The following is a 23,089-nucleotide window of genomic DNA, read 5'->3' as shown; positions in this document are numbered from 1 at the left end:
AGATTTTGAAGACAATTGATTTTGGCAATGATAGAGTAACTCATAATAATCGTTTTATTTATCCTGTAGGACAAAGAATGTCAATAAATGAGATTTTTGGTTTTATTTCTTACAATGAAAATACATTAAAACCTCAATATCGTAAAAATATGGAATACTATTTGGGCAAGCATAGTATTCTTGATGACCCAAATAATAAGACAGATAATATCAATAATAAATTAATCGATAATAAAATTAAGCCGTTGGAAGATTCATACAACGGCTTTTTTGCCGGCATCCCTCCAGTAATTTCTGCTGAAGATAAAAATATTAATAATGTTTTGCAAGATTGGAATAATGAAAATTCTTTTCAAGATGAGCTTAACGAAATAAGTAAGCAAGCAGATATTTTTGGACGGTCTGTTGTGTTTATTTATCAAGGTGAAGATAAACTACCACACCTTACTCATTCAAGCCCAGAACGGGCATTTATTATATATGATGATACGGTTGCTCATAATCCATTAGCTTTTGTTCGATATGAATTAGATGACACAAAGAATTGGACTGATGCAAAAGGCCAAGTGCAATATGCTGATAAGTTTTATATTTTTGAAGGTATGAATCTTACCGAAGATCATATAACCAATTCAGAAGGGATTAATCCATATGGTTTGGTTCCTGCTGTTGAATTTTATGAGAATGAAGAACGGCAATCAGTCTTTGAACAAATCATTACACTTCAGGATGAATTGGATCATGTAATGAGTCAGAAAGCCAACCAGATTGCTTATTTTGATAATTCGTACATGTTTATGTTCAATATAACTCTCGATGAAGATGATGATGGTAACCCTAAGTTTGATTTTAAGAACAACCGGTTAATTTATGCGCCAACTGTAGATCCAAATAGTGATCCAAAAGTTGGTTTTATTCAAAAGCCAGATGCGGACGGAATGCAAGAAAATATGATTGACCACTTACAAAAGTCAATCTATGAGAATACCGAAATCGCTAATTTACGTGACGAAAATTTTGCTAATAATGCTAGTGGTGTAGCAATGCAGTATAAATTACTTTCAATGCAGAATAAAGCAGATAGTAAAGAGCGTAAATTTACTAAAGCATTGAAGCAAATGTATCGAATTGTATTCCAAACCTTGTTCAACAATGATAATCAAAGAGAACAATGGTCTACTTTGAAGTTTCATTTTACTCGTAATTTACCAGATGATATTTCATCAATGATTTCTGCTGCTAAAAATGCTGAAGGAATGGTATCGCAACAAACTCAACTATCTTTATTACCATTTGTTAAAGATCCGCAAGCTGAAATTGAGCAGATTAACAAAGAAAAACAAGAAAATATCAAAAATGCACAACAAGCAGCTGGATCATTGCCTGATTATTTGAATTCTGGTGAAGATGATGACAAGTCTGAAACAGAGTAAAGCCTACTGGGACAACCGCATTAAGGCCGAAAAAGCTTGGCAAAAATTAGCAAAAAAAGACATGGAAAAATACAACCAACATATAGTTGGTATGTATAATCGGACGATTTCTGATATTAATCAGCAGATTAAGGCAGATTTAGCATTATCTGAGGGAAAGCTTGTCAAAGCTGATGCAATGAAAGAGTATGAATCATTAGCTAAACGAGCTGTTGATAAAGCTAATGAATTAAGAGCTAAAGGTAAGCATGTAACCCGGAAAGATTTTAGCGAAGACGTTAATAATCGTTTAAAAGTTTATAATGCGACAATGCGAATTAACCGTAATGAGATTTTAAAAAGCAAAATCGGCGCTAGATTGGTTGAGTTAGGGGTAGAACAAGAACAAAGTTTAACTAACAAACTATGAATTGGCTGAGCCAAATCTAATGGCAATTCCGGCAACAATTGCTGCTTATACAGAAGAATTTAATTGGCTGCATGATTTATTAGATACAATTAATGAGAATTTTATCTATGCTGAACATGAAATAAATAAAAACTTGAAAAATGTAAAGATTGTCTCTGGACCTGCAACTTACTTAATGTGGTTAGATGTAAGCGAAATTTCAAAAGATAGTAAAAAATTAGCAGATTATCTTCGAAAAGAAACTGGCTTAATTGTTTCAGCTGGCAGTATTTATCGGGGTAACGCGAGTCAATTTTTACGTCTTAATTTGGCCTCACCAATATCGATGGTAGAGGATGGAATTGAACGATTGATTACTGGAATTAAAAATTTTTCTAAAAAATAGTTGAAAGTGGTTTCAAAATTATCTCAAAAAGATATATACTTTTATTGAGGTGATTTTTTTATGGAACCATTATTTTTAACGCCATACTTTAGACCAAAAATTTGGGGTGGTCGTAAATTAAATACTGTTTTAGGATATGATATTCCTGATGGAAAGGTTGGAGAAGCCTGGGTAATTTCAGGATACAAAGACGATGCTTCAATTGTTAATGCAGGTCCATTTAAAGGAAAGACATTGCGAGAAGTATATTTAGAGCATCCTGAGTTATTTGGTAATCCAAAAGCAAAAGAATTTCCTTTACTAGTTAAATTCTTAGATGCAAATGATAATTTATCAGTTCAAGTTCATCCAGATGATGAATATGCCAGAATTCATGAAAATGATTCAGGGAAAACAGAAAGCTGGTACGTGCTTCATGCTGAACCAGGTGCTAAACTTATCTATGGGCACAACGCTAAGAGCAAGGAAGAACTAGAAGATTGGATTAAAAATGGAAAGTGGTCAAAGCTTTTACGCTATGTACCTGTAAAAGAAGGAGACTTTTTATACGTTCCTTCTGGTACTGTACATGCTCTAACAAAGGGTACTATGGTTATTGAAACCCAACAATCAAGTGATGTAACGTACAGATTATATGATTGGGATCGCGTAGATAAGAAGACGGGAAAGAAGAGAGAGTTGCATATTAAGCAATCTCTTGATACTATTCAAGTACCACATAAAGATCCGAAGCTAAAAATTACATCAGAAACAGTAGGAGATGCTAAGATTACTACGCTAGCACAACCACCGATGTCACCACATTTTTATTTATGGCAGATTGATGTTGATGGAGATTTTGCTTGGAGTTTAAATGATCATCCTTATCTTCTAGTATCTTTAATTAAAGGTAGCGGTAAGTTTATTGCTGATGGTAAAGAGTATGACATTAAATTAGGAAGCAACTTTATTATTCCTAACGAAATGAAGAACTTTAGTTTTAGCGGTAATTTACGTTTAGTAATTTCAGCTCCGGGTAAAGAATAAATTTAAGTGAATGGAGTTGGTCAAATGATTTATATTGGTTGCGGGGTAATAATGTTTGTAATCGGGGTCATTTGGCTGATTGCTCCTTCGCCCAACCCTAATCGAATTTATGGATATATGTCCTATTTAGCTTCAGTTAATGAAGCAAGCTACCAGTATGCGCAAAAAGTAGCCCGTAATTATTTTATGTTATTTGGTTTGATCCAAACTCTTTTAGGATTAGGAATTCATTTTTTGCATTGGGATCGCTACTTTTTAATTTGGTTGCTTACTTTTTATTTGTTTATCTTGGCTCCAATAATCTTAACTGAAAAGAAATTGCAGGCTTTTTTACGTGCTCGGCATGAGTTGCCACATGATTATATTGAACCGGATAAGATTAAACATACTAGAGTAAAAGGATTTAAGGACAAATAATGCTAAAGATATTAATGGTTGAAGATGACAATTCTGTTGCGGAAATGATGAAAATGTTCTTTAGTAAAGAGCAGTGGGACGTAGATATAGCTAAAGATGGAGTAGAAGCTGTTGAAATGTTTAAGGCAAATCCCAGCTCTTATGATATCGTTACGCTAGATCTTAATTTAACTAAAAAAGATGGTATGGAAGTAGCTAAGGAAATTAGAGCAATTTCTCTCTCAATACCAATAATTATGTTAACGGCTAGAGACTCAGAAACTGATCAAATTTTAGGATTGGGGATTGGTGCAGACGAATATGTTACTAAGCCCTTTAGTCCTTTGGCCTTAATAGCACGGATCAAGGCGCTATATCGCAGAAGCCATCTGGAAAAGGATATGCATGCTTCTAATGGTATAAAATATGATGTAGTAACTAAGCATTTAAAAATTTCGAAGGACCGTCGAGAAGTACGATTTGATGATAAAGTGGTTGAAGGTTTGACCCCTAAGGAATTTGATTTACTTTATACTATGGCTCAAAAGCCAAAGCAGGTTTTTTCAAGAGACAAACTTTTAGAGCTAGTGTGGGGATATGAGTTTTTCGGTGAGGAAAGAACTGTTGATGCTCATATTAAAAAATTACGTCAAAAATTAGAGAAAGCTGGTCCTCAAGTAGTTCAAACCGTTTGGGGTGTGGGCTACAAGTTTGATGATTCTGAGGTATAGAAGTTGAAGTTATTCTATCAAGAAATTTTAGGTTTTTTGCTAGTAATAATTACTAGTATTGTAATTATTGGCTCATCAACTATTCATTTTGCGACTATTCAAGCCTATTCTCAAAGTTACACTCGCTTAGAAGAATATGGAACTTCGATTGGAAAACTAGCTTTAGCGAAAGATAATCCTAAACATGAATTAGATGCTAAATTTTTGAAAAATTTACAGGTAGTAATGGAAGGCGAAGATGTAAATCTTCGCATTTTTAATAATAAAAATAGACAAGTTTATCCAGAAACTACAATGAACTGGGCTTTACCGCAAAAGTTATTTAAGCAATTAAAGAATGGTAAAAAGATTCGCATTAGAAATGATCATGAGGATGGACGAGTAAGTTCTTTTTCAAATAAAGATGCATATACTAGTGTAATTGTTCCCTGGCGTAGTAAAGGAAAACTGGTGGGAGTAATCTGGATCGGTTCACGTGTGCAAAATGTGGAACAAATGATTGTACGAGAAAAGCATAATCTGTTAACAGCTTTACTTAGTTCTTTAGTTATTGGTGGGTTGATCAGTTTTATCTTGTCGTACTATATTTCAAGAAAGATTAAGCTTTTATCTAATGCTACTAAGAAAGTCGCACAAGGGGACTTTAATGTCCATCTAAAACACAAGGATACTGATGAGATTGATGATTTAGCACGTAATTTTAATATTATGGTTAATGCTTTAAAAGAATCAAACGATGAAATTAAGGCACAAGAAAAGCGACGAGAGCAATTTATGGCTGATGCCGCTCATGAAATGCGAACTCCGCTTACTACAATTAACGGTTTGTTAGAAGGGTTTGAATATGATGCTATTCCTGAAGAGGCCAAACCTAAGTCTATTGCTTTAATGCACAGTGAAACAAAACGATTAATTAGATTAGTAAATGAAAACTTAGATTACGAAAAAATTAGAAATAATAAAATTAGTCTGATTCAATCAAAATTCAATGCGACTGAAGTTTTAGCTAATTTATTAACACAAATGAAGCAAAAAGCTGCTCAAAAGAATGATGAGTTGATTTTAAATTGTCCGCAGCAAGTTGAAGTTTATGCAGATAAAGACCGTTTCACTCAGATAATGGTTAATCTAGTTCAAAATGCATTACAATTTACTGAAAATGGAAAGATTACAATTTCTGCTAAGAGGATTGAGCATGGCGCCCAATTTAAAATAGCCGATACAGGAATTGGAATGAATAAGAAACAGATGAAATACATTTTTGAAAGATTCTATAAGGCAGATCCATCGAGAGCAAAAATTGGCTCGGGAGAATCTGGCTTAGGACTTTCGATTGTTTTATCTCTTATTAAACAGCATGGCGGTAAGATTAACGTCGATTCAGAACCTGGAAAGGGTGCAACGTTTACCGTAACCTTATATGATAAGGGTTATAAGGAATTTATTAAAGACTAACAAAAAGGGTAGTACTTAAAAATATAAGTACTACCCTTTTTCTATTTATCGAGATTATCTTTTCCTGGAGAACTGTTTTGATTATTTTTATTTTTTCACTTGTAGCTGATTGAATATTCTCAGGAATATTATTAATTTCATCCTTATCGATTTCTGAAGCATCAGTTGTATAAAGATCAGTAGTCGTTCCCTTGTGCTGAGAATAAAGAGAAGTAGATTTGTTACCTAATTCTTTTCTTAATTGCAACATTTTTTGATAGTTAATTTTGTAGTCGAATTCGTTCGGATTAGTTGGAATAAAGCCAGCTGGAGTGTAGAACCGTAGCAGATTATGATTATTTAACAAATCGGAATAGTGAAGAGAGGTGCGTCCATATTCAACTAATTTAGCAATTTCAACTTTTTGCTTTTTATTAAATTTAGTGATCTTTTCCCCAGTTTGATGATTGTAAATTGTCCCTTTAATACCTTTACCGCCAATAATTATATATTTCGGAGTAACAATAGTACCGTTTCTAAACACAACTACTTGTCGATATTGTTTGGAGAATAAATCCTGACCAAATTGAATATAATTTTTATTTGAAATTCCTAAAAGATGAAGTAACGTTGGGAGAACATCAATTTCACCGCTAAGCTTGTTATCAATTGTCCCCTTAATTCCATTCATATGGATCATGAAAGGAACTTTTTGAAGTTCTGTTGTGTCATAAGATGTCCATTTACTAAAATCTTTACCTAATACTGGTGCCAGAGCAGATAATTCATCATCTGAACTACCAACACCGTAATGGTCTCCATAAAGGATAACCATCGTATTTTTATCAAGGCCACTCTTTTTTAGATAATCAAAGAACTCTTTAACTGATTGGTCAAGATAATGCGCTGTCTCAAAGTAATTATTGATGGTTGTATTTGAAGTATTTGTAGTAGTAAAGTTATCATCTTTATCTTCTTGATCAAGTTGAAATGGAATATGGTTAGTAACAGTTAAATACTTAACATAGAATGGTTGCTGAATCTGTTCAAGATACTTAATGCTTTCACTAAACAATAACTTATCTTTTAGGCCATATCCGATTTTGTCGTTCTTTTTTTGAGAGAAATAATTTGCATCGAAGAAATAGTTATATCCTAAATTTTTATATACTTCATTTCGATTCCAAAAAGTTCCTGTGTTACCGTGAAAAACAGCCGAAGTATAGCCAGTTTGACGAAGAATTTGAGGTGCACCTTGGAAAGTATTTTCAGATCCTAATGATGAAAATAGGGAACCATCTGAAATACCATATGTTCCAGTTTCAAGCATATTTTCTGCATCACTGGTTCGTCCCAAGCCTACTTGATGATAAAAGTTACTAAAGCTAACGGTGTCTTTATTATGATAGAGTGAGTTAAGAAATGGAGTAACTTCTTGTCCATTAACTCTTAATCCAATTAGAAATTGTTGAAAACTTTCTAGGTGTAGGACAATGACATTTTTTCCCTTGGCTTTACCAAAATATTCTGGATTTGCTTTTGCATAATGCTTTTTAGTAAAGTCGAGTACTTGATTAATATCTTCTGCATTAGCATTTTTCTTAACTTGGTTTGATTGTGCACTTTTTAAGAGGTCATATACTGAATAAGTATCAAGTCCAAGATATTTAACCACGTAAGAGCGGTCGAATGTATTTCTTAATAATCGTGGACGTGAGGTTTCAGCTAAAAACATATTTAAAGTTAACATGAAAACGCCAAATGATGAGACAGCAAATGGACGTTTAAATCCATACTTACGTGGATCAATTTTGATAACTTTAATAATCAATAAGATAATGATAATTATGAGATCCAGCCAAAGAAAAATATCGCTGGGATGCAGTAAAGCAACCGTACTCTTTCCTAGTCCTTGTGATACTTTTCCGGTATTTTGAATAGTTTTACTAGTTAAAAAGTCTGAAAATTGACGATAATAAATGACATTTGCAAAAAGCAAAATCGTATTTATTGTGTCTAAAACTAGCATTGCAATATAAGAGACTAATGGCTTAGAGAAATAGAGCCCTAAACTAAGAATAATAATGCATGTGCCTAAAGGCGTTAACCAGACGATGAAGTGCTGGTATGGGTCACTTAAGCCAAGCTTAAAATCAAAGTAAGCCGCATACATATATTTTGCCCAAAAACAAAGTGTTAGGATTGTTAAGAAACCAATTCTAGTTTGCCAGAAATTACGTTTTGTTTTATTCACGCTTCACTACTCCTTTTAATAAGGAATATTTTACTGGTAATTTCAAAAAAAGACAAACTTTTGTTAAAGGTTTGCGATTTTTTAATATTTTGAAAAAAATCATCTTTCATGGAGATCTTTACGTTATAATTAAGCCAAAATTACGGAGTCGGTTAGGTTATGCTTTTTTTACAACCCTTATATGAATATATTTTTCACCATTATGCAGCGCATATTAATCACTTTGCCTTAATTAAGTTGATTTTGTATAGCTTAGATAAGACACTTTTTTACTTTATTATTTTTGTAATTATTCGTTTATGTTGGCTGTTATTGGTGAGACATAGAAGAACCCTGAAGTCCGAAGCTTGTGTATGGATATTTAGTTTTTATATAATTTTGCTCTTAATGCTGACAGTATTTAGAGATACATATTTTCCATGGCAGTTGACATTTAATTTCCATCGTAGTCTAAGCGATATAAACTTAGTATTTATGAAAGAAACGCTGAAATTGACTCATGGTCAGAGTTTACTTGACTTTTTTTATAATTCGCTTGGAAATGTTTTATGGTTCATCCCGTTTGGTTTTTTATTTCCTACAGTTATTCAGAAAAAAAGTATGGTAGGAACCATTTTGGCCGGGGGATGTTTATCCGTAAGTATTGAATCTTTGCAATTTGTTTTAGAAACTGGTGTAAGCGATATAGATGACGTATTTTTTAATGTTTGCGGGACTATAATTGGATTTATATTATATCGAATTATTTATAGATTCTTATAAGAAAAAACTCTAGTTTTATGAGGAAGTAACTGCTAAAATAAGGTTTGTATGTGAAAAAGTTACAAAAAAAGGAAGTTTAAATAATGAGTAAAGTTGTTCACTTTGATGCAAGTAAATTAACTCCTTTTGTTCATGAAAATGAATTAAAGGAAATGCAAGCAATGGTAACTGCTGCAGATCAAGAATTACGCGAAGGTACTGGCGCAGGTAGTGACTTCCGTGGTTGGATTGATTTGCCAATTAATTATGATAAAGACGAATTTGATCGTATTAAAAAAGCAGCTAAAAAGATTCAAAATGATTCAGAAGTTTTAGTTGGTATTGGTATTGGTGGTTCATACCTTGGTGCCCAAGCTTCAATTGAGTTCTTAAATAGCTCTTTCTACGGTAGAGAAAAAGAAAAGTACCCAACTGTAGTATTTTGTGGTAATTCTCTTTCAGGTTCATACCTTTACGATTTGCTTGAATGGTTAGGAGATAAGGACTTTTCAATTAATATTATTTCTAAGTCTGGTACTACTACTGAACCTTCAATTGCTTTCCGTGTATTGAAGGATAAGTTAATCAAGAAATACGGTAAAGAAGAAGCTGCTAAGAGAATTTACGCAACTACTGACCGTGCTAAGGGTGCTTTGAAGACTGAAGCAGATGCAGAAGGTTACGAAGAATTCGTAGTTCCAGATGATATTGGTGGTCGTTTCTCAGTATTGTCAGCTGTTGGTTTGCTTCCAATTGCTGTAGCTGGTGGTGACATCGATGCTATGATGAAGGGTGCTGCAGATGCACGTGCTGCTTACACTGATCCAGATGTTTTAAAGGACAGTCCTTACCAATATGCAGCAATGCGTAATATCCTTTACCGTAAAGGTTACACTACTGAATTACTTGAAAACTATGAACCATCATTAAGAATGTTTGGTGAATGGTGGAAGCAATTAATGGGTGAATCAGAAGGTAAAGATCAAAAAGGTATTTACCCATCTAGTGCTAACTTCACTACTGACCTTCACTCACTTGGTCAATACATCCAAGAAGGTCGTCGTAACTTAATGGAAACAGTTATTCGTGTTGAACACCCAACACATGATGTAACTATTCCTGACGATAAGGAAAACCTAGATCAATTAAACTTCTTATCAGGTAAAACTATGAATTACGTAAATGATCGTGCTTACGAAGGTGTAGTTCTAGCTCATACTGATGGTGGTGTACCAGTTATGACTGTTGATATTGAAAATCAAACAGCTCATACTTTAGGTTACTTAATCTACTGGTTTGAATTAGCTGTAGGTATCTCAGGCTACTTAAATGGTATTAACCCATTTAACCAACCAGGTGTTGAAAGTTACAAGAGAAACATGTTTGGTCTTTTAAACAAACCTGGTTATGAAGACTTACATGATGATTTAACTAAACGCTTAAAATAAATCTACTTAGCATATTTTTATAGTATGCAGATCGAATATAGCTAGATAATAGTTAAAGAAAGGGTAGAGGCTAATTGCCTCCACTCTTTTTTATTGGAGAAAAAATGAAAAAACAGACAGAAAATACATTGGCTGTCCTAGCAACAGCGTTCATGTCCTTTGTTGGAATTTTAACTGAAACAAGTTTAAATGTAACTTTTCCTGCGATGATGAAACAATTTAACGTATCTTTAGATACAATTCAGTGGACTACAACTGGATATCTATTGATGATTGCAATAATTATGATTAGTTCTTCTTATCAAAATGAGCGTTTTACTGCTAAGCAATTGTTTGTAACAGCTGCCATTGCATTTATGGTTGGAAGTATTATTTCAGCATTTGCATTAAATTTTTATATTTTATTGTTAGGGCGTTTAATTTCAGCTCTAGGTGTGGGTCTCTGTACACCAATGATGTTTAATTTGATTGTAGAAGTAATGCCAAGAGATGAATGGGGACTATATATGGGAATTGCTGGTTTAGTAGTAGCAATGGCTCCGACTCTCGGTCCAGCTTTTGGGGGAAGCATTTCTTATTACCTTAATTGGCGCTGGATTTTTATAATTGCTACAATTTTCGCACTATTAGTTTTTATTGCTGGAATTTTTGTGATTGGAAGCTACCATCCAGTAAAAAAGAAATCTTTTAATTGGCTGGCTTACGCAATTTTAAGTGCAGGGATGGTAAGTTTAGTAATCGGTGTAAATCAATTGAGTAAGGGACTGAAAAATTGGCGTCTATGGGTTTTATTAATATTAGCCGCAATTTTATTCATCCTATTTGTCAGAATTTCTAAACGTTCTACTAGTAAGCTACTTGACTTATCAGTTTTTGAAGATAGGGCATTTATTTTTGGAGCATGTGCTTATTTTTTACTTCAGTTTATTAATATTGGAGTGAGTTTTGTCTTACCTAACTATATCCAAATCGTTAATAAACAAACATCTTTAATTGGGGGACTCGTTTTACTTCCAGGCAGTATTGTTGCTGGACTCCTGAATGCTTATTTTGGTCGACTATATGACCGCCTAGGAGCAAAAGTGCCATTATATGGTGGCGCGTTTTTAATGGCGCTAGGGAGCTTTTTATTAGCTAATTGGGGCTTAAGCTTAACCACATGGATGATTATTTGTTTTTATGGAATTTTGATGTTAGGACATCGTATGTCCTTTAGCAATACGATGGCGCAAAGTTTAAAAATAGTTGATAAAAATTTGAAAGCAGATGCAACAGCTGTTTGTCAAACAGCACAACAATTAGCTGGTTCAATGGGGACTGCAATTTTGGCTGCAATTATAGCAGTGTTTCAAAATAAGCAAACTGGGAGTTATGCTACTTTAACTGCTCAAGGAAGTCGAATCGCATTCTATTTCACTTTTGGTCTTGGAATTTTGATTTTAGTATGTGATTGGTTTATGTTTAAACTAGATAAAAAAACATACAAGAGAAGAAAGTGTAACTAAAGATGAATAATAATTTTTTAGCTATGGAAAAGAGCATACACGATTTTGCTCAAGAACTTTATTTTAGAAATGAAGCTGCAACGGATTTAGTGGAAAAGGATGAACAAAAAGATTTATTACATTTTGATAGAAGCGGTGTTGAAGAATTACAAGAGATTGCTGGTATTTTGAAAGATTTTTGTCAGCCACAAGTTCGAGCTATTTTAGAAGTTAGTGAAGATGCAAATAAAACCGACTTAGATCAGAAGCTATTGCAAAATCAATCCCATCAGTTACTTCAAAATTATGCTAACTTAGAAAAGTTAGTTGCTTATGCAGAGAAACAAGCAGAACAAAAAAATAAGAAATTGAGTAAGCAATGGGTGGAGTTAAAAGAAAATCTAGCTAAAATGAATATTAATCAAATAGAAGATATTGAGAAAACTACAAAAAGTATGTCATAAAGAGTGAAAATAAGTGATATAATTGAAAAGCTGCATCATGGTGAGTAAGACGTGATGCAGCTTTTTTTCACTTTAAATTACTTTTCAAAGAAAAATAGCAATGTAACTTGACAGATTTACAATATTCAATTATATTTACATATGTTGAATTTGCCCGTTGGTCAAATGGTTAAGACGCCACCCTCTCAAGGTGGAGTTACGAGTTCAATTCTCGTACGGGTGATATACTGAGATATAGCCAAATTGGTAAGGCACAGGATTCTGGTTCCTGGATGTTTCGGTTCGAGCCCGAATATCTCAATACGTTACCGTCAGATCACTGATCTGGCGGTTTTATTTTATAATCCAGGTGGTAAGGATGATAGAATTTTTTAAGACTCAACATTTAGTTGAAAGTATGGTTAGTGAGCGGATTGTTCCTGGAGTAAATTATGCCTTTATTAAAAAAAAGCAAGTATTTACCTCAACAGTTGGCTTTGCTAGTTTAATACCTAAAGTTGAGCAACTTAGCCCTTTTGCTCTCTATGACTTAGCTAGTTTAACTAAGGTGTTAGGAACAACTAATGTTTTTTTGAAGCTGAAAGAAGAAGGAAAACTTAATTTTACAGAACCTCTTAAAGATTTTATTCCTGAATTTAAAGATGAACGTATTCGCCTTAGTGATTTGTTAACCCATACTAGTGGAATTCGGGGATGGATTCCTAATCGTGATGAATTAGCTGCACCTGATTTATTGAAGGCGATCATTGGTTTACCTGTTACTGATGAATTTAAAACAAAAATGCGATATGCCGATACTAATTTTATTTTATTGGGATTAGTTCTTGAGAAAATCTATGGGCTACCTGTGCAAGATATTATTATGCAGGAAATTATTTTACCTGCTAAATTGAAAGAGACAACTTTTCATCCTAAGGCAATTGAGTGCGTTCCTACCGCTTTAACTGAAAAGGGAAAAATGTTACGAGGGATTGTACATGATCCTAAAGCTCGGGTATTAGGAAAAGATTGTGGGTCTGCCGGTTTATTTGCAAATCTGGAAGATTTAATAAAGATAACCCAGGCTTATTTAGGGCTACGTAATGACGTTTTACCTCTACAGCAAGATACCTTAGCTAATTTGTTTCAAGTTGAAACTCCTAAGAAAGTACATCCTCGTTCTTGGGGATGGGATTTACGGTTTGATCCTGTTGACCAACACCCATTGATTTACCATACTGGCTTTACTGGAACATTTATGCTAATTGATCGACTTAATCAAACCGCAATGATTGTTTTAACAAATCGAATCCATCCTAGCGGACATAATCATATTTTTCTTGCAATGAGGGAAAAGATTGTTGATACGTTTTTGAAAGAAAATGTCTGTAAAAATTAAAAAGGGATAATGTCAATTGACATTATCCCTTTTATGTTACATACCTGCTTTAATAATTTTCTTTTCACCCATTGTTTTACGAAGTGAAAGCATAGCAGTATAAGTGGCTAAAATATAAACTTTCTTAGTTGGTAATTTTGAAATTTCATCTAGCAAAGCTTCGTTATTAGTAGCAGTTGTCATTAACCCCGGCTCAAAACCTGAAACTTCCAGTCTGAATCCCATATCATGCCAACGTTTTCCACCGACTATTACTTTTTTGATTTGATCTTTGTTTAAACCTTCATAGTCTGCATCCCAGATCCAGGATGTATCGATTCCGTCTGCGTGATTTGCATTTAAAAGAGTAACTAAAGAATAGTTATCTTTTTCAGTATTTAACATATGGAGAACCTCATCAAGCCCAACTGGATTTTTAACTAAGATGAGATCTATTTCCTTATCTGCATAATTAATCAATTCTTGGCGACCAAAAATTCGTTTGTTTTCAGCAAAACTTTGGGCTACTTCTTCTTCACTTAAACCAAATTCACGCGCTACAGAATAAGCAGCTAGAGCATTATAGATATTATAGGTACCACCGATACCAATGCTGTACTCTTTTTCACCCATTTTGAATTTTAAGCTATTTGGAGTTTGATCAATAATTTGATTTACACTATAGGTTAATTCTGGACGATGGTAGCCACAATTAGAACAGAAATAGTCTCCTAAGTTTGCATAAATACGTTCGTGATAATGCAAGATATGATCGCACTTAGGACATAAAACACCATCAGTATTTACGGGAGCCTTGAAGTCATTTTCAGGCTTGTCCTCCGGAAGTTTGAAGCCATAGAATACTTTTTTATTAGGTAATTCCACGGATGAAAAAATACTTGCATCTCCGTTAGCGATAATAGTTGCATCGGGAGCTAGTTTAATTCCGTCGACAATCTTTTGGTAGGTAGTATAAATTTCACCGTATCTATCCATCTGATCACGGAAAATATTAGTTAAAACAAATACGCTTGGATGTAGTAACTTGGTTACCATTTTTACATTTGCTTCATCTACTTCTAGCACAGCAATTTTCTTTTTTGCTCTTTTATTCTTGTGAGCTAAAAATGCTGTAACAATTCCTTGTTGCATATTTGAGCCTGATGGATTAGTTAAAATATCACCATATTTCTTCTTTAATGCTTCCACGATTAAAGCGGTTGTCATTGTTTTACCATTAGTTCCAGTAACAATGATTGTCTCATAGCCTTTTGCTAATGAATTTAATACTTCAGGATCAATTTTCATGGCAAATTTTCCAGGAAAACTCGTCCCGCCCTTTAATACGTTATGAAGAAACCAGTAAGATGATTTACCAGCTACCTTAGCGATGCCTGATTTTAAATTCATATTATTATCCCTCACTTTAAAACTAAATTTTACTATAGCATATAGAGAAAATGAAGACGACCTTTTTATTTTTACCTGCACGATTTTTAAATTTACTTTATACTAATTAAGGCAATATTAGTGAAGTTACATAAACTTAACAATGGAGGAATTTTGCAGTGGCTCAGTTGTTTTTTCGCTATGGTGCAATGAGTAGTGGTAAGTCGATTGAAATACTAAAGGTTGCCCATAATTATGAGGCACAAGGACGAAAAATTGCTTTAATGACGAGTAATGTAGACGATAGAAGTGGAGTAGGAACCGTAGCTTCTAGAATTGGTTTACATCGTAAAGCTGTACCCATAAGTGAAGATTTAGATTTATTTAATTATGTTTCAGAATTGAATAAAAGTGATGTGGAGTCTGGCAATGGTAGGGTGGCTTGTGTTTTAATTGACGAGGCACAGTTTTTAAAAAGACACCACGTATTAGAATGTGCCAAAATTGTTGATGAATTAAAAATACCTGTAATGGCATTTGGTCTGAAAAATGATTTTCAAAATCATTTGTTTGAAGGTAGCGAAAATTTGTTGATTTTTGCTGATAAAGTAGAAGAAATGAAGACAATTTGTCACTATTGCGGTCATAAGGCTACAATGAATTTACGAATTAATTCTGGAAAACCTGTTTATGAGGGTGAACAAGTTCAAATTGGCGGAGATGAATCTTATTATCCCGTTTGTCGTTTTCACTATTTTCATCCTAATAAGCAAAGATAAAAGATAAGAGAATTAAGAAAGGATAATAATTATGGATAAAGTGATGGCCCAATTGGAAGGATTAGTTGCCCATTATGAAGAACTTCAAGAAATGATGGCTGATCCCGAAGTTATTAACGATACTAAGCGGTATATGGAAATCTCTAAAGAAGAAGCCGATATGCGTGAAGTAGTACAAAAATATCGCAAATATAAGTCAGATATTAAAGAAATTGATGATAATAAAGAAATTATTTCTACTGAATCTGATAATGACTTAGTTGAGATGGCGAAGGAAGAAAATTCTGAATTAGAAAAAGAAGTTGCTGAATTAGAAGATGAGATTAAGATCTTAATGCTTCCTAAAGACCCTAACGACGATAAAGATATTATTATGGAAATTAGAGGAGCTGCCGGTGGGGATGAAGCATCATTATTTGCAGGTGATCTTCTTAGAATGTACGAAAAATACGCAGAAACTCAAGGTTGGAAAGTATCTTTAATTGATTCTGAGCCGACTGAAGTAGGCGGATATAAGCGCGTTGCCGTTATGATCACAGGTGATAAAGTTTACTCAAAATTAAAGTATGAAAACGGAGCTCATCGTGTACAACGTGTTCCAGTAACTGAATCTCAAGGTCGTGTTCATACTTCTACTGCGACTGTAGCCGTTATGCCTGAATACGAACAAGTAGACATCGACTTAGATCCAAAAGATATTCGTGTAGATGTTTACCGTTCATCTGGTGCTGGTGGACAGCATATTAACAAAACTTCTAGTGCCGTACGTATGACACACCTTCCTACTGGCATTGTAGTTGCTATGCAGGATCAACGTAGTCAACAACAAAACCGTGAAAAGGCTATGCAAATTTTGAAATCACGTGTTTATGACTACTATGAAAGTCAAAATCGTGATCAATATGACGCTAAAAGAAAAGAATCTGTTGGTACAGGAGATCGGTCTGAAAGAATTAGAACCTATAACTATCCTCAAAACCGTGTAACTGATCACAGAATTGGTCTAACTTTAAACAAGCTTGATCGAATAATGAACGGCGAGTTGGATGAAATTATTAATGCACTCGTTCTTTACTACCAAACTCAGCAATTAGAAAAGATGGCTGAAGAAAATGCCTAAAAGTCTAAAAAAAATAAAAGAAACTGTGTTAAATGATAATTCTGAAATTCGTCCAGAGGATATTGATTACGTTCTGGGAGAAAGATTAGGCTATACACCTTCAGAATTTGAATTACACATTAATGATGAATTAACTCCGGAACAAGAAAAGCAAGCATTAAAAGATATGAAAAAATTGCGTCGAGGAATTTCTCCGCAATATATTTTGGGATACGCTTGGTTTTATGGCTACAAAATTTTAGTTAACCGTGGAGTTTTAATTCCTCGGTTTGAAACTGAAGAGTTAGTTAAATGGGCACTTGAAAATATTGAATCTGGTAAAAAGATCCTTGATTTAGGAACTGGTTCTGGAGCTATTATGGTTGCCTTGGTAAAGCAAGCTCAGAAACAGGGGATTCAGAATTTGAATCTATACGCAAGTGATATTACAGATTCCGCTTTACGTGAAAGCGAAGAAAATTTCTTAAAGTATGATTTAGATGTTAAAACCCGTAAGGCAAATGTATTAGTGGGCTTAGAAAAATTCGACATGATTATTTCTAATCCACCCTATATTAAGACTAGTGAAAAGAACTTAATGGATAAAAATGTTATAAAAAACGAACCTGATACTGCCTTATATGGGGGAGAAGATGGTCTAGATTTTTATCGTAAATTTGCAAAGCAAGTTCAGTCACATTTAAATCCTCAAGGACAATTTTTCTTAGAGTTCGGTTTTAGTGAAAAAGAGCAATTAAAAGAATTATTTGAGACTGAATTACCAGATTTTGAAATTGAATTTAAGGATGACTTAGCAGGTAAGCCAAGAATGGTTCATGGAAGGTGGAGGAAGTAATGGAAACGAAGATTTTCAATAAAGAACAAATTCCTGAAGCAGTTGCCCTGTTGAGAAAAGGAGAATTAGTAGCTTTTCCAACTGAAACCGTATATGGGCTTGGGGCATTAGCAACTAATGAAAAGGCTGTTAAGAGTGTATATGCAGCTAAAGGCCGCCCAAGTGATAATCCATTAATTGTAACTGTGTCTGATGAACAAATGATGGAAAACTATGTTAGTGAAGTACCAGAACGTGCTAAAAAGCTAATTAAGCACTTTTGGCCTGGTCCATTAACTATTATTCTTTTTGTCAAAGAGGGGACTTTGCCAGATGCTGTAACTGGTGGTCTCCCAACCGCAGCATTTCGCTGTCCAAATGATGACATGACTCATGATTTAATTAGCGGACTAGGAAAACCAATTGTTGGTCCATCTGCTAATACTTCCACTAAGCCTAGTCCAACAACTGCAGAACATGTTTTTCATGATTTAAAGGGAAAAATAGCGGGGATTATTGATAATGGTCCAACCGAGATTGGTTTAGAATCAACAATTGTTGATTTGTCCGTTGAAAAGCCAACAGTTCTTCGTCCTGGAGAAATTACGCCTGAAGAGATTTCAGCAGTTCTAGGAGAAGAAGTTTTGATGAATAGGGGAACTACGCAGACTAAGGGTGTGCCAAAGGCTCCTGGTATGAAATATCGTCATTACGCTCCTAGTGCTCCTGTTTTAATTGTTGATAAAGAAGAAGATTTTTCGAAAATCCAATGGGATGATGAGACTGGTGTAGCTGCTTTGGATGAAGTTCTTGAAAAGATCGATAGTCCTAATAAATATAGTCTAGGCAAGACCATTGATAAGGCAGCTCATAATTTGTTTGGTGCTTTAAGATATTTTGATGGTGAAGATAAGATTAAGCGCATTTATGTCCAAGGTTTTGACCATGGTGCAATTAGTGCTGCTTACATGAATCGTTTAAACAAAGCTGCTGCTGGCCACCATTTTCATTAAAAATAAAAAGGCATGTAGAAAAACATGCCTTTTTTCGTATGATTTAGGAAACATTTATCTAATAATTTGTTAAAATAATGAACGAAGTATTATTTTTAAAATAGGAGGCCATTATGGGTAAGTTTACCGTTTTGAATCACCCGTTGATCCAACATAAGTTGACAATCATTCGTAAGAAAGATACAGGTACAAATGAATTTCGTCAAATTGTTGGTGAAATCGGTGGACTCATGGTTTATGAAATGACACGCGATTTGCCATTGAAGAATGTTGAGATTGAAACTCCAATTGGAAAGTCAACTCAAAAAGAATTAGCAGGTAAGAAACTAGTTATAGTACCAATTTTACGTGCTGGTCTTGGAATGGTTGATGGTGTTCTTCAAATGATCCCATCTGCAAAAGTAGGACATATCGGAATGTATCGTGATGAAGAAACTCTAAAGCCGCATGAATATTTCTTCAAGATGCCACCAGATATTGAAGAACGTGAATGTATTATTGTTGATCCAATGCTTGCAACAGGTGGTTCAGCAAATATGGCTATTGAAGCATTAAAGAAGCGTGGCGCTAAGAATATTCGTTTAGCTGTTTTAGTGGCTGCTCCTGAAGGTGTAAAGGCTGTACAAGAAGCAAATCCAGATGTAGACATCTATGCAGCAGCAGAAGATGAAAAATTAATGGATAACGGTTACATCTACCCAGGTCTAGGGGATGCAGGGGATAGATTGTTCGGAACTAAGTAATTTTACTCAAAAATATTTTGAAATTGAAATTTTTGGGTGTTATCATTTTTAGTGTGTTTGAGGTATTCAGCACAAGAAGGGAGGTCACGAAGTGAATGAGAAATCTGTAGTCGTTAATGTATTCGGCTTAAATTTCAATGTAACTAACTGCTTAGGGGGAACGTTAGTCGCAATTGCGGTTTTCTTTCTTGTTTGGTATTTAGGACGTAATGTTTCTTTAAAACCTAATAAAAAGCAAAATCTTTTGGAATATATGATTGATTTTACAAATGGGATTGTTAAGGATAACGTTGCGGACGTAGATGCACAAAAGCACCTATCTTTATATGCCTTTACCCTATTCATGTTCATTTTCTTTATGAACCAGTTAGGTTTGTTCTTTGAGTTTTCAATTAATGACCATATCCTTGTCAAATCACCAACTGCTAACCCATTAATTACTATGACCATGGCAATGATGACATTGCTTTTGTCTTATAACTTTGGTGTTCAGAGGTTTGGTGCTAAAGGTTATTTTGCAAATTATGCAAAACCAGTTGGATTTTTACTTCCAATCAATATTATTGAGGAATTCACTAATTTCTTGACGTTATCACTACGTCTTTACGGTAATATTTATGCCGGTGAAGTATTATTAACTTTAATCGGTAATCGTTTTGCAAAGAGTGCGGGTTGGTTTACCGTCATCGCTTCGGTTCCACTAACTTTAATCTGGCAAGGCTTCTCTGTCTTTATTGGCTCTATCCAGGCATATGTATTCGTAACTTTGTCAATGGTATATATTGGTAAAAAGGTTACTGAAGAATAATTTTACGGAGGTTTTTCTATGAAATATTTAGCTGCCGCAATTGCCGCTGGTTTAGCTGCTTTGGCTGCTTCCTACGGTAACGGAAAAGTTATTTCAAAAACTATTGAAGGTATGGCAAGACAACCTGAATCTGCTAACAACCTTAGAGCAACTATGTTTATCGGTGTTGGTTTGATCGAAGCTGTTCCTATCTTAGCTATCGTTATTGGCTTCTTAATTCTCTTCCTGTAATTTGCGTTTTAAGAACAAGATCGTAGTTACGAGAAAGAAGGGTTGAGACATGCAATTTATGTTTGCAGCCTTAAAATTAGAGTTAGGTGACACGCTTTACTATCTTTTGATCTTTGCAGCTTTGCTCCTCTTAGTTAAGCACTTTGCTTGGGGCCCTGTAACAAAGATGATGGAAGAACGTCGTCAAAAGGTAATAAGCGACCTTGATCAAGCAGAAAGTGATCGAAAGAAAGCTGAATTGCTTGCTAATCAACGTGAAGCTGCCTTAAAAGACTCTAAACAAGAGGCAACACAAATTCTTTCTACTGCAAAAAGCAATGCGGAAAAAACTAAGAATAATATTATTAGTCAAGCTGATCAAGAAGCTGCCGCAATTAGAAAGAGAGCATCAGAAGATGCTGCCCAAGCAAAAACTGATGCACTCAATGAGGCAAGAGATCAAGTAGCTGATATTTCTGTTGCTATTGCTGAAAAAGTAATTAGCAAGAATTTATCTGCTGCTGATCAGAAAGACTTGGTAGATCAATTTATCAAGGGGCTGAATGACTAATGGCTTTAAGTAGAGAAGAAATTGCTTCCAGATACAGTAAAGCTTTATTTGCTTATGCACAGGATGCTAATAGTCTGGATGCAGTCCATGAAGATATGAATGTATTGCTTCAAGTAGCTAAAGAAAATCCTGATATGCTGCGTTTGTTAAGCGATCCAATTATTCGAAAGAATCAAAAAGAAGAATTCTTATCCAGTTTTAGCGATAAGTTTTCAAGTGAAACTAAGAATTTTTTGGATTTCTTATTAGAATATCGCAGATTTGAATCTTTAACTGCAATTATTGAGGCATTTAATACTCTTTATGATGAATATAAGAATATTGCTTCTGGTACTGCAGTAAGTGCTATTAAGCTTAATGAAGATGAATTAAGTCGAATAAGCCAAGCCTATGCTAAAAAGTATGGCTTTAAAGAATTGATCCTAACAAATAAAGTTGATCCAAGTATCTTAGGAGGTATTATCCTCAAAGTCGGGGATCGCATTATTGATGGTTCTATAAGAACTCGATTGCAACAAATTCGTGAGCAATTAATTGAAAATAGATAAAAGAGGTGAAACCATTGAGCATTAAAGCGGAAGAAATTAGCGCTTTGATCAAGCAACAACTTGAGAAATATGATGATAAGCTCAACGTCAACGAAGTTGGTACTGTTACCTACGTCGGTGACGGTATCGCCCGTGCTCACGGTCTAAATAACGTATTATCAAGTGAATTATTACAATTTTCTAATGGTTCATACGGTATTGCGCAAAACCTAGAAGCCAATGATGTTGGTATCATCATCTTAGGTCGCTTTGACGATATTCGTGAAGGTGATCAAGTTAAGCGTACTGGTCGAATTATGGAAGTTCCTGTTGGCGATCAATTAATTGGTCGTGTTGTGAACCCATTAGGACAACCAGTAGATGGTTTAGGTGAGATTAAGACTGATAAGACTAGACCTATTGAAAGTAAAGCTCCTGGAGTTATGGATAGACAATCCGTTAACCAGCCTTTACAAACTGGTATTAAAGCTATCGATGCTTTAGTTCCAATTGGTCGTGGACAGCGTGAATTAATTATTGGTGACCGTAAGACAGGTAAAACTGCTCTTGCACTAGATACAATCATTAATCAAAAGGGCCAAGATGTTATTTGTATTTACGTTGCCATTGGTCAAAAGGAATCAACAGTTAAAAACTCTGTTGAAACTTTAAAACGATTTGGTGCTATGGACTACACTATTGTAGTAGAAGCCGGTCCTAGTGAACCAGCACCAATGCTTTATATCGCTCCATATGCAGGAACTGCAATGGGTGAAGAGTTTATGTACAATGGTAAGGATGTATTAATCGTATTTGATGACTTGAGTAAGCAAGCCGTTGCATACCGTGAAATTTCCTTACTTCTTCGTCGTCCACCTGGTCGTGAAGCTTATCCAGGTGATGTTTTCTACTTACACTCTCGTTTACTAGAACGTAGTGCTAAGTTGAATAAGAAACTTGGTGGCGGTTCAATGACTGCCTTACCATTTATTCAAACCCAAGCTGGGGATATTTCAGCTTATATTCCAACTAACGTTATTTCCATTACTGATGGACAGATTTTCTTGGAAGCTGATCTATTCTTTGCTGGTACACGTCCTGCCATTAATGCCGGTGAATCAGTTTCCCGTGTTGGTGGTAGCGCACAAATCAAGGCTATGAAAAAGGTTGCAGGTACATTGCGTGTGGACTTGGCATCATATAGAGAGCTTGAAAGTTTTGCTCAATTTGGTAGTGATCTTGATCAAGCTACTCAAGCTAAGTTAAATCGTGGACGTCGTACTGTTGAAGTATTGAAGCAGCCACTACATAAGCCACTTCCTGTTGAAGATGAAGTATTAATTCTTTATGCTTTGACACATGGCTTTTTGGATGCAATTCCTGTACCTGATATTCAACGTTATGAACTTGAATTATATGATTACTTTGCAAGTAACTATAACGACTTACTTGATGTAATCCGTACTACAGGAGATTTACCTGAGGAAGATAAGCTTAATGAAGCTTTAAAGAACTTCAACGAAGGTTTTTCAATCAGTAAGAAATAGAAGAGG

The 23,089-nt window shown here is 34.6% G+C and carries 23 protein-coding genes, 2 tRNA genes and 1 pseudogene; 24 read left to right on the top strand and 2 right to left on the bottom strand.

Going from position 1 to position 23,089, the window contains the following annotated elements; genetic code table 11:
* Positions 1–5: 5 nt before the first annotated feature.
* From H0I41_RS06130 to H0I41_RS06100, 7 genes are read left to right on the top strand one after another with little or no spacing between them, the layout of a single operon-like run.
* Positions 6–1,433: a phage portal protein gene (locus tag H0I41_RS06130; RefSeq protein WP_182094511.1), complete on the top strand. Its 1,428-nt coding sequence runs from the start codon at positions 6–8 to the stop codon at positions 1,431–1,433.
* On the top strand, positions 1,411–1,842 hold the full coding sequence (locus H0I41_RS06125) for a hypothetical protein (protein ID WP_228099741.1): 432 nt from the start codon (positions 1,411–1,413) through the stop codon (positions 1,840–1,842). Before H0I41_RS06130 ends, H0I41_RS06125 begins: the two co-directional genes overlap by 23 nt.
* A 19-nt stretch (positions 1,843–1,861) precedes the next feature.
* Positions 1,862–2,227, top strand: coding sequence for an aminotransferase class I/II-fold pyridoxal phosphate-dependent enzyme (locus H0I41_RS06120; RefSeq protein WP_228099742.1), 366 nt, complete (start codon positions 1,862–1,864; stop codon positions 2,225–2,227).
* 60 nt (positions 2,228–2,287) lie between these two features.
* The gene (gene manA, locus H0I41_RS06115) at positions 2,288–3,253 is read left to right on the top strand and encodes a mannose-6-phosphate isomerase, class I (RefSeq protein ID WP_011161808.1); all 966 of its coding nucleotides are present in this window, start codon (positions 2,288–2,290) and stop codon (positions 3,251–3,253) included.
* 24 nt (positions 3,254–3,277) lie between these two features.
* Positions 3,278–3,670 (top strand): SdpI family protein, encoded by a 393-nt coding sequence (locus H0I41_RS06110; RefSeq protein ID WP_004897660.1) that lies wholly within the window; start codon positions 3,278–3,280, stop codon positions 3,668–3,670.
* The gene (locus H0I41_RS06105; protein WP_135014419.1) at positions 3,670–4,380 is read left to right on the top strand and encodes a response regulator transcription factor; all 711 of its coding nucleotides are present in this window, start codon (positions 3,670–3,672) and stop codon (positions 4,378–4,380) included. The genes H0I41_RS06110 and H0I41_RS06105 overlap by 1 nt, the downstream gene beginning before the upstream one ends.
* A 3-nt stretch (positions 4,381–4,383) precedes the next feature.
* On the top strand, positions 4,384–5,835 hold the full coding sequence (locus H0I41_RS06100; RefSeq protein WP_011161811.1) for a sensor histidine kinase: 1,452 nt from the start codon (positions 4,384–4,386) through the stop codon (positions 5,833–5,835).
* A 41-nt stretch (positions 5,836–5,876) separates the two neighbouring features.
* Here the strand turns inward: H0I41_RS06100 and H0I41_RS06095 are convergent.
* Positions 5,877–8,068 (bottom strand): annotated as a pseudogene (locus H0I41_RS06095) (LTA synthase family protein).
* A gap of 159 nt (positions 8,069–8,227) precedes the next feature.
* On the opposite strand from H0I41_RS06095, the gene H0I41_RS06090 reads away from it, so the two are divergent.
* From H0I41_RS06090 to H0I41_RS06060, 7 genes are all read left to right on the top strand, one after another.
* On the top strand, positions 8,228–8,830 hold the full coding sequence (locus H0I41_RS06090; RefSeq protein WP_135014420.1) for a VanZ family protein: 603 nt from the start codon (positions 8,228–8,230) through the stop codon (positions 8,828–8,830).
* A gap of 83 nt (positions 8,831–8,913) precedes the next feature.
* Positions 8,914–10,257: a glucose-6-phosphate isomerase gene (locus H0I41_RS06085; RefSeq protein WP_004897655.1), complete on the top strand. Its 1,344-nt coding sequence runs from the start codon at positions 8,914–8,916 to the stop codon at positions 10,255–10,257.
* A gap of 104 nt (positions 10,258–10,361) precedes the next feature.
* The gene (locus tag H0I41_RS06080) at positions 10,362–11,762 is read left to right on the top strand and encodes an MFS transporter (RefSeq protein WP_135014421.1); all 1,401 of its coding nucleotides are present in this window, start codon (positions 10,362–10,364) and stop codon (positions 11,760–11,762) included.
* Positions 11,763–11,764: 2 nt separating this feature from the next.
* Positions 11,765–12,205: a hypothetical protein gene (locus H0I41_RS06075; protein ID WP_004897652.1), complete on the top strand. Its 441-nt coding sequence runs from the start codon at positions 11,765–11,767 to the stop codon at positions 12,203–12,205.
* A 151-nt stretch (positions 12,206–12,356) separates the two neighbouring features.
* Positions 12,357–12,428: transfer RNA gene (locus H0I41_RS06070), tRNA-Glu, on the top strand.
* Between the two features lie 5 nt (positions 12,429–12,433).
* Positions 12,434–12,506: transfer RNA gene (locus tag H0I41_RS06065), tRNA-Gln, on the top strand.
* Between the two features lie 57 nt (positions 12,507–12,563).
* Positions 12,564–13,583: a serine hydrolase domain-containing protein gene (locus H0I41_RS06060; RefSeq protein ID WP_135014422.1), complete on the top strand. Its 1,020-nt coding sequence runs from the start codon at positions 12,564–12,566 to the stop codon at positions 13,581–13,583.
* 36 nt (positions 13,584–13,619) lie between these two features.
* On the opposite strand, the gene H0I41_RS06055 is transcribed toward H0I41_RS06060, so the two are convergent.
* On the bottom strand, positions 13,620–14,972 hold the full coding sequence (locus H0I41_RS06055; protein WP_135014423.1) for a Mur ligase family protein: 1,353 nt from the start codon (positions 14,970–14,972) through the stop codon (positions 13,620–13,622).
* 158 nt (positions 14,973–15,130) lie between these two features.
* Here H0I41_RS06055 and H0I41_RS06050 point away from each other — a divergent pair, with 158 nt between their 5' ends.
* The 10 genes from H0I41_RS06050 (at position 15,131) to atpA (ending at position 23,083) form a co-directional block, all read left to right on the top strand.
* Positions 15,131–15,730, top strand: a complete 600-nt coding sequence (locus tag H0I41_RS06050) for a thymidine kinase (protein WP_004897620.1) — start codon at positions 15,131–15,133, stop codon at positions 15,728–15,730.
* A 31-nt stretch (positions 15,731–15,761) separates the two neighbouring features.
* Complete coding sequence (gene prfA, locus H0I41_RS06045; protein WP_004894139.1) at positions 15,762–16,850, top strand: peptide chain release factor 1; 1,089 nt, start codon at positions 15,762–15,764, stop codon at positions 16,848–16,850.
* Complete coding sequence (gene prmC, locus H0I41_RS06040) at positions 16,843–17,685, top strand: peptide chain release factor N(5)-glutamine methyltransferase (RefSeq protein WP_011161819.1); 843 nt, start codon at positions 16,843–16,845, stop codon at positions 17,683–17,685. Before prfA ends, prmC begins: the two co-directional genes overlap by 8 nt.
* Entirely contained in the window at positions 17,685–18,677 is a 993-nt protein-coding gene (locus H0I41_RS06035; protein WP_011161820.1) for an L-threonylcarbamoyladenylate synthase, read from the top strand. The genes prmC and H0I41_RS06035 overlap by 1 nt, the downstream gene beginning before the upstream one ends.
* A gap of 113 nt (positions 18,678–18,790) precedes the next feature.
* Positions 18,791–19,420: a uracil phosphoribosyltransferase gene (upp, locus tag H0I41_RS06030; RefSeq protein ID WP_004897613.1), complete on the top strand. Its 630-nt coding sequence runs from the start codon at positions 18,791–18,793 to the stop codon at positions 19,418–19,420.
* 91 nt (positions 19,421–19,511) lie between these two features.
* Positions 19,512–20,228 (top strand): F0F1 ATP synthase subunit A, encoded by a 717-nt coding sequence (gene atpB, locus H0I41_RS06025; RefSeq protein WP_004894150.1) that lies wholly within the window; start codon positions 19,512–19,514, stop codon positions 20,226–20,228.
* An 18-nt stretch (positions 20,229–20,246) separates the two neighbouring features.
* The gene (gene atpE / locus H0I41_RS06020; RefSeq protein WP_004894153.1) at positions 20,247–20,459 is read left to right on the top strand and encodes a F0F1 ATP synthase subunit C; all 213 of its coding nucleotides are present in this window, start codon (positions 20,247–20,249) and stop codon (positions 20,457–20,459) included.
* A gap of 49 nt (positions 20,460–20,508) precedes the next feature.
* Positions 20,509–21,009 carry a F0F1 ATP synthase subunit B gene (gene atpF, locus H0I41_RS06015; RefSeq protein ID WP_004894154.1) on the top strand — a complete coding sequence of 167 codons (501 nt, stop codon included), beginning with the start codon at positions 20,509–20,511 and terminating at the stop codon, positions 21,007–21,009.
* Complete coding sequence (locus H0I41_RS06010) at positions 21,009–21,557, top strand: F0F1 ATP synthase subunit delta (RefSeq protein ID WP_004897612.1); 549 nt, start codon at positions 21,009–21,011, stop codon at positions 21,555–21,557. Before atpF ends, H0I41_RS06010 begins: the two co-directional genes overlap by 1 nt.
* 14 nt (positions 21,558–21,571) lie before the next feature.
* A complete protein-coding gene (atpA, locus tag H0I41_RS06005) occupies positions 21,572–23,083 on the top strand; it encodes a F0F1 ATP synthase subunit alpha (protein ID WP_004897610.1) in 1,512 nt (503 codons plus the stop codon).
* Positions 23,084–23,089 lie beyond the last annotated feature (6 nt).

This window comes from Lactobacillus johnsonii (genome assembly GCF_014058685.1).
In the GTDB taxonomy this organism is placed as follows: Bacteria; Bacillota; Bacilli; order Lactobacillales; family Lactobacillaceae; genus Lactobacillus.
This window is presented reverse-complemented; position numbering and strand designations above follow the sequence as displayed.